The sequence below is a fragment of the Streptosporangium sp. NPDC003464 genome (genome assembly GCF_053588315.1).
The window spans coordinates 1-6,469 of record NZ_JBSFPS010000392.1 but is presented as its reverse complement, the minus strand read 5'-3'; the positions used below and the strand labels follow the sequence as shown (position 1 = coordinate 6,469).

Annotated in this window: 7 protein-coding genes; all 7 read left to right on the top strand. The window is 69.5% G+C overall.

The annotated features are described in order from the left end of the window. Positions 1-189 precede the first annotated feature (189 nt). Positions 190-1,425 carry a multidrug effflux MFS transporter gene (locus tag ACWDS7_RS45295; protein WP_451934330.1) on the top strand — a complete coding sequence of 412 codons (1,236 nt, stop codon included), beginning with the start codon at positions 190-192 and terminating at the stop codon, positions 1,423-1,425. 104 nt (positions 1,426-1,529) lie between these two features. After that, positions 1,530-2,324 (top strand): helix-turn-helix transcriptional regulator, encoded by a 795-nt coding sequence (locus tag ACWDS7_RS45290; protein WP_451934332.1) that lies wholly within the window; start codon positions 1,530-1,532, stop codon positions 2,322-2,324. Continuing rightward, positions 2,321-3,733 (top strand): Fe-S cluster assembly protein SufB, encoded by a 1,413-nt coding sequence (gene sufB, locus ACWDS7_RS45285; protein ID WP_451934329.1) that lies wholly within the window; start codon positions 2,321-2,323, stop codon positions 3,731-3,733. The genes ACWDS7_RS45290 and sufB overlap by 4 nt, the downstream gene beginning before the upstream one ends. Next, entirely contained in the window at positions 3,733-4,851 is a 1,119-nt protein-coding gene (gene sufD, locus ACWDS7_RS45280) for a Fe-S cluster assembly protein SufD (protein ID WP_306868886.1), read from the top strand. The genes sufB and sufD overlap by 1 nt, the downstream gene beginning before the upstream one ends. Continuing rightward, positions 4,848-5,165, top strand: coding sequence for a non-heme iron oxygenase ferredoxin subunit (locus ACWDS7_RS45275; protein ID WP_306868887.1), 318 nt, complete (start codon positions 4,848-4,850; stop codon positions 5,163-5,165). The genes sufD and ACWDS7_RS45275 overlap by 4 nt, the downstream gene beginning before the upstream one ends. A 44-nt stretch (positions 5,166-5,209) precedes the next feature. Continuing rightward, on the top strand, positions 5,210-5,941 hold the full coding sequence (sufC, locus tag ACWDS7_RS45270) for a Fe-S cluster assembly ATPase SufC (RefSeq protein WP_451934331.1): 732 nt from the start codon (positions 5,210-5,212) through the stop codon (positions 5,939-5,941). Beyond that, the coding region (locus ACWDS7_RS45265) for an aminotransferase class V-fold PLP-dependent enzyme (RefSeq protein WP_451934328.1) at positions 5,941-6,469 on the top strand (529 nt) is incomplete at its 3' end. The genes sufC and ACWDS7_RS45265, both read left to right, overlap by 1 nt.

Sequence of the window (6,469 nt, the reverse complement as noted above, 5' to 3'; positions counted from 1 at the left end):
GGGTGCGGCAGCGGGCCGGCCGGGGCGCCGGTCCGCCGGGCCGAGCCGCGTCCGGCGCCCCGCCGGGGGCGAGGGTAAATCTTTTTTATGTGACTCCCCAAATATGGGAATTCGAATGACCTGATCGCGGTTGGGAACCCCTGGCCCGCACGGGCCCATTGCGGCCTGTGAGGGTGAGGGGGAGCTGATATGACCACGGCGGTCGTCGAGCCGGAGGTCGCGCCGGTCGCGCGGCGCAGAGGACTGCTGCTGCTCATCCTGGGCGCGCTGTCAGCGATCGGACCGCTCTCGATCGACATGTACCTGCCCGCCTTCCCGGCCATCGCCGCGGAGATGGGCACCGGCCAGTCGCAGGTGCAGCTCACCCTGACCGCCTGTCTCATCGGTGTCTCCGTCGGGCAGGTCGTCGCCGGCCCGCTCAGCGACGTGCGCGGCCGGCGGGCGCCGCTGCTGATCGGCATCGCCGCCTACGCCGCCGCCTCGCTGCTGTGCGCGTTCTCTCCCTCGGTCTACGGCCTGATCGGTCTCCGCCTGCTCCAGGGCGTCGCGGGCGGCGCCGCGCTGGTGATCGTCCGCGCGGTCGTCCGGGACCTGTACGAGGGTGCGGCCATCGCCCGCATCTTCGCCACGCTCATGCTCGTCAGCGGCCTCGCGCCGATCCTGGCCCCGATCGCGGGCGCCCAGCTGCTCGCCCACACCTCCTGGCGCGGTGTGTTCGTCTCGCTGAGCGTCGCCGGGCTCCTCCTGCTGGCCGCCGCGCTGTTCGGGGTGCGTGAGACGCTCCCCAGCGACCGGCGCGAGAGCGGCGGCCTCGGCCGCACCTTCGTCACCTTCGGGCACCTGCTCCGCGACCGCTCCTTCATGGCCAGCGCGCTGGCCGGCGGCTTCGGCTTCGGCGGCATGTTCGCCTACATCTCCGGCTCGCCGTTCGTGCTCCAGCAGGTGTACGGCGCCTCGCCGCAGACCTTCTCGCTGGTGTTCGCGCTGAACGCGATCGGCCTGACCGTCACCGCGCAGATCGGCGGCCGCCTCGCCGGGCGCACGGTGGCCCCCGCACGGTTGATCCTCATCGGCCTGGCCGTCTCCCTGGCCGGGGCGGGGCTGCTGCTGGCCGCGGTGCTCCTCGGCCTGCCCCTGGCGGTACTGGTCGCCGCGCTGTTCGTGATGATGTGCGGGGCCGGGTTCGTCCTGCCGGGCACCGGCGCGCTCGCGCTGGCCGGCCAGCCCCAGCAGGTGGCCGGGAGCGCCTCGGCGCTGACCGGCGTGCTGCAGTTCGCCATCGGCGCGGTCGCGGCCCCGCTGGTCGGGCTGGGCGGCGAGGGCTCGGCGCTGCCGATGGCGGTCGTCCTGGCCGGGCTCACCCTCGCCTCCTTCGCCGTCTTCGCCGGCCTGCGGAAGCCCCGGAGTGGTGTTTCCGCAGGTTAGGTAAGGCTTACCTGCGTGACAAATGACATCTCGATGGGCCCGGCATCGGTTTGTATGCGGGGAAGGAATTACGCCACACTGATGTTGTGAAATACGTGAACCAGATGCCGGGCACCGAGGAGACCGCCGCCGCGCGGCTCTCCGGCGTGTCCGCCGAGCGGAGCACGCGCGCGCGCGTCGCCCGGCTCATCCTGGAACACGGCCCCATCACCGCCGCGGCCCTCGGCGAACGGCTCGGGCTCACCCCGGCCGCCGTCCGCCGCCACCTGGACGCGCTGCTGGCCGACGGGATGATCGAGCCCCGTACGGCCCGGCCCCGCGGTCAGCGGGGAAGAGGGCGGCCGGCGAAGTTGTTCGCCATAACCGACGCCGGGCGCAGCGCCTTCGAGCACGCCTACGACGGCCTGGCCGGAAACGCGCTGCGTTTCCTCGCCGAGCGCGTGGGCCAGGACGCGGTGGCCGAGTTCGCCCGGTCGCAGGTCTCCGGTCTCGTCGGGCGGCTGCAGCCGGAGATGCGCAAGGTCCCCGCCGACCAGCGGGTCCGCGTCCTGGCCGAGGCCCTGTCGGTCGACGGCTACGCCGCCTCGGCGAGCAAGGCCAGCCTCGGCGGCGAGCAGCTGTGCCAGCACCACTGCCCGGTGGCGCACGTGGCGGCGGAGTTCCCGCAGCTCTGCGAGGCCGAGACGGAGGCCTTCGCGCAGATCCTCGGCACTCCGGTGCAGCGGCTGGCGACCATCGCCCACGGCGACGGGGTGTGCACCACCCATGTGAGTCCGCGCAGAGCGGCCGAGCCGGGTGCGCGGGAGCGGGCCACGGACCCGCGGGCACCCGAGCGAGCGCGACCATCCATACGCCAAGAAACAATCGATGACGCATCGAGCAAGGAGACCGGAAGGTGACTGTCACCGACCGCCCGGAGCTGGAAGGCCTCGGGAATTACAAGTTCGGCTGGGCCGACTCGGACGCTGCCGGATCGGCGGCCCGCCGTGGCCTGTCCGAGGAAGTCGTCCGTAATATCTCCGCGCTCAAGAACGAGCCGGAGTGGATGCTGGACCTTCGCCTGAAGGGCCTGCGCCTTTTCGGCAAGAAGCCCCTGCCGAACTGGGGTTCCGACCTCAGCGGGATCGACTTCGACAACATCAAGTACTTCGTGCGCTCCACCGAGAAGCAGGCCGCCTCCTGGGACGAGCTGCCCGAGGACATCAAGGCCACCTACGACAAGCTCGGCATCCCCGAGGCGGAGAAGCAGCGCCTGATCGCCGGCGTGGCCGCCCAGTACGAATCCGAGGTCGTCTACCACAAGATCCGTGAGGACCTCGAGGAGAAGGGTGTCGTCTTCGTCGACACCGACACCGCGCTCAAGGAGCACGAGGAACTCTTCAAGGAATACTTCGGCACGGTGATCCCGGTCGGCGACAACAAGTTCGCCGCGCTGAACACGGCCACGTGGAGCGGCGGCAGCTTCATCTACGTGCCGCCGAACGTCAACGTCGAGATCCCGCTGCAGGCCTACTTCCGGATCAACACCGAGAACATGGGCCAGTTCGAGCGGACCCTGATCATCGTGGACGAGAACTCCTACGTCCACTACGTCGAGGGCTGCACCGCGCCGATCTACTCCTCCGACTCGCTGCACAGCGCAGTCGTGGAGATCGTCGTGAAGAAGGGCGCCCGCTGCCGTTACACGACCATCCAGAACTGGTCGAACAACGTCTACAACCTGGTCACCAAGCGCGCCGTGGCCTACGAGGGCGCGACCATGGAGTGGATCGACGGCAACATCGGCTCCAAGGTCACCATGAAATACCCGGCCGTCTACCTGATGGGCGAGCACGCCAAGGGCGAGACGCTGAGCGTCGCCTTCGCCGGCGAGGGCCAGCACCAGGACGCCGGCGCCAAGATGGTGCACCTCGCGCCCAACACCAGCTCCACCGTGATCTCCAAGTCCGTCGCCCGGGGCGGCGGCCGCACCTCCTACCGCGGTCTGGTCCAGATCGAGGAGGGCGCGCACGGCAGCGCCAGCACCGTCAAGTGCGACGCGCTGCTGGTCGACCAGATCAGCCGCTCCGACACCTACCCCTACGTGGACGTGCGCGAGGACGACGTCTCCATGGGACACGAGGCCACCGTCTCCAAGGTCTCCGACGACCAGCTCTTCTACCTGATGAGCCGTGGCCTGAACGAGGACGAGGCGATGGCGATGATCGTGCGCGGCTTCGTCGAGCCGATCGCGCGCGAGCTCCCGATGGAGTACGCCCTCGAACTGAACCGCCTGATCGAGCTGCAGATGGAAGGGGCCGTCGGCTGATGGGTCTCGAAACCAAGCCCCTGTCGACCCTCCACGAGAAGGCCTCCTACGACGTGGCGGACTTCCCGGTCCCCACCGGCCGGGAGGAGGAGTGGCGCTTCACGCCGCTGTCGCGCCTGAAGGGCCTGCACACCGGCGCCGCCGCCGGCGGCTCCGTGCTGGTCCACGTCGAGGCGGCCCCCGAGGTCACCGTGGAGACCGTGGGCCGCGACGACCAGCGGATCGGCAAGGCCTACGTGCCCGCCGACCGGGTCAGCGCCCAGGCTTTCGCCACCTTCGAGAAGGCGACCGTCATCACGGTCCCCCGCGAGGCCGTCACCTCCAAGCCGACCGTGATCACCCTCACCGGCTCCGGCGAGGGCGCCGCCTACGGCCACATCCTGGTCAGGCTGGAGCCGATGGCCGAGGCCGTCTTCGTCCTGGACCACCAGGGCAGCGCGGTCTACGCCGACAACGTCGAGTTCGTCGTGGGCGAGGGCGCCACGCTCAAGGTCATCAGCCTGCAGGACTGGGCCGACGACGCCGTGCACGTCTCCCACCACCACGCCCTGCTCGGCAAGGACGCGACCTTCCGCAGCTTCGTGGTCACCCTCGGCGGCGACCTGGTGCGGCTGTCGCCGTCGGTCTCCTACAGCGGCCCCGGCGGCGACGCCGACCTGACCGGCCTCTACTTCGTGGACGCCGGCCAGCACATGGAGCACCGCCTGCTGGTGGACCACTCCCAGCCCCACTGCAAGAGCAACGTCGTCTACAAGGGCGCGCTGCAGGGCGACGCCGCCCACGCCGTCTGGATCGGCGACGTCATCATCCGGGTCGAGGCCGAGGGCACCGACACCTACGAGCTCAACCGCAACCTCCTGCTCACCGACGGCGCCCGCGCCGACTCGGTGCCGAACCTGGAGATCCTCACCGGTGAGGTCGCCGGGGCCGGGCACGCCAGCGCCTCGGGCCGCCTGGACGACGAGCACATCTTCTACCTCCAGGCCCGCGGCATCCCGTTCGAGGAGGCGCGCCGCCTGGTCATCCGGGGTTTCTTCGCACAGCTGCTGGAGAAGATCGAGCTTCCCGAGCTGCGTGAGCGGGTGCTCGGCAAGGTTGAGGCGGAGTTGGAGAAGTGACGTTCGAGAAGGTCTGCAAGGTCACCGACATCCCCGATGACGGCGTGATCGGACTCGAGGTGGGGGAGACCCCGGTCGCCCTGGTCCGCCGGGGCGCGGAGGTCTTCGCCCTGCACGATGTCTGCTCCCACGCCGAGGTGAGGCTCAGCGAGGGCGAGGTCTACGACGAGACCCTGGAGTGCTGGCTGCACGGCTCGTGCTTCGACCTGCGCTCCGGCAAGCCCACCGGCCCGCCCGCCACCAAGCCCGTCCCCGTCTACCACGTCAAGATCGACGGCGATGACGTCCTCGTCTCGCTCTCGAAGGAGTCATAACAGTGTCTGATTCGAGCCGAGTCCGCTCGGGATCCACCCTTGAGATCCGTGACCTGCACGTCGCCGTCGAGGACAAGGAGATCCTGCGCGGCGTCAACCTGACCGTCAAGGCCGGCGAGACCCACGCCATCATGGGCCCCAACGGTTCGGGCAAGTCCACGCTCGCCTACGCGATCGCCGGTCACCCGAAATACACCGTCACCGGCGGCCAGGTCCTGCTGGACGGCGTCGACCTGCTGGAGCTGTCGGTCGACGAGCGCGCCCGCGCCGGCCTGTTCCTCGCCATGCAGTACCCCGTGGAGGTCCCCGGCGTCAGCGTCTCCAACTTCCTGCGTTCGGCGGTCACCTCCGTGCGCGGCGAGGCCCCCAAGCTCCGCGAGTTCGCCAAGGACCTGAAGGCCGGCATGGACGCCCTGTCCATCGACGCCGCCTTCGCCCAGCGCAACCTGAACGAGGGCTTCTCCGGCGGTGAGAAGAAGCGCCACGAGATCCTCCAGCTGGAGCTGCTCAAGCCGAAGATCGCCGTGCTCGACGAGACCGACTCCGGTCTGGACGTCGACGCGCTGCGCGTGGTCTCCGAGGGCATCAACCGCTTCCGCGCCGCCGGCGAGACCGGCGTCCTGCTCATCACCCACTACACCCGCATCCTGCGCTACGTGAAGCCGGACTTCGTCCACGTCTTCGCGGGCGGCCGGATCGTGGAGCAGGGTGGGCACGAGCTCGCCGACAAGCTCGAGGCCGAGGGCTACGAGGCATACACGAAGGCATCCGTGTGATGAACACCGGCTTTGACGTGGAGAGGATCAGGAAGGACTTCCCGGTCTTCTCCCGCGAGCTGCCCGGCGGACGGCCGCTGGTCTATCTCGACTCGGGCAACTCCGCGCAGAAGCCCACCCAGGTGATCGAGGTCATGCGCGAGCACCTGGCCATGCACTACAGCAACGTCGGCCGTGCCATGCACGCGCTGGGCGCCGAGTCCACCGAGGCGTACGAGAACGCCCGCGACAAGGTCGCCGCCTTCATCGGCGCGCCGAGCCGCGACGAGATCGTCTTCACCAAGAACGCCTCCGAGGCGCTCAACCTGGTGGCCTACGGCTTCGGCAACCCCGGCAACGACGATCCCAGGTTCCGCATGGGGCCCGGCGACGAGATCGTGATCTCGGAGATGGAGCACCACTCCAACATCGTGCCGTGGCAGCTGCTCGCGCAGCGCACCGGCGCCACGCTGAAGTGGTTCTCGGTCACCGACGAGGGCCGCCTGGACCTGTCGAACCTCGAAGAGCTGATCACCGAGCGCACGAAGA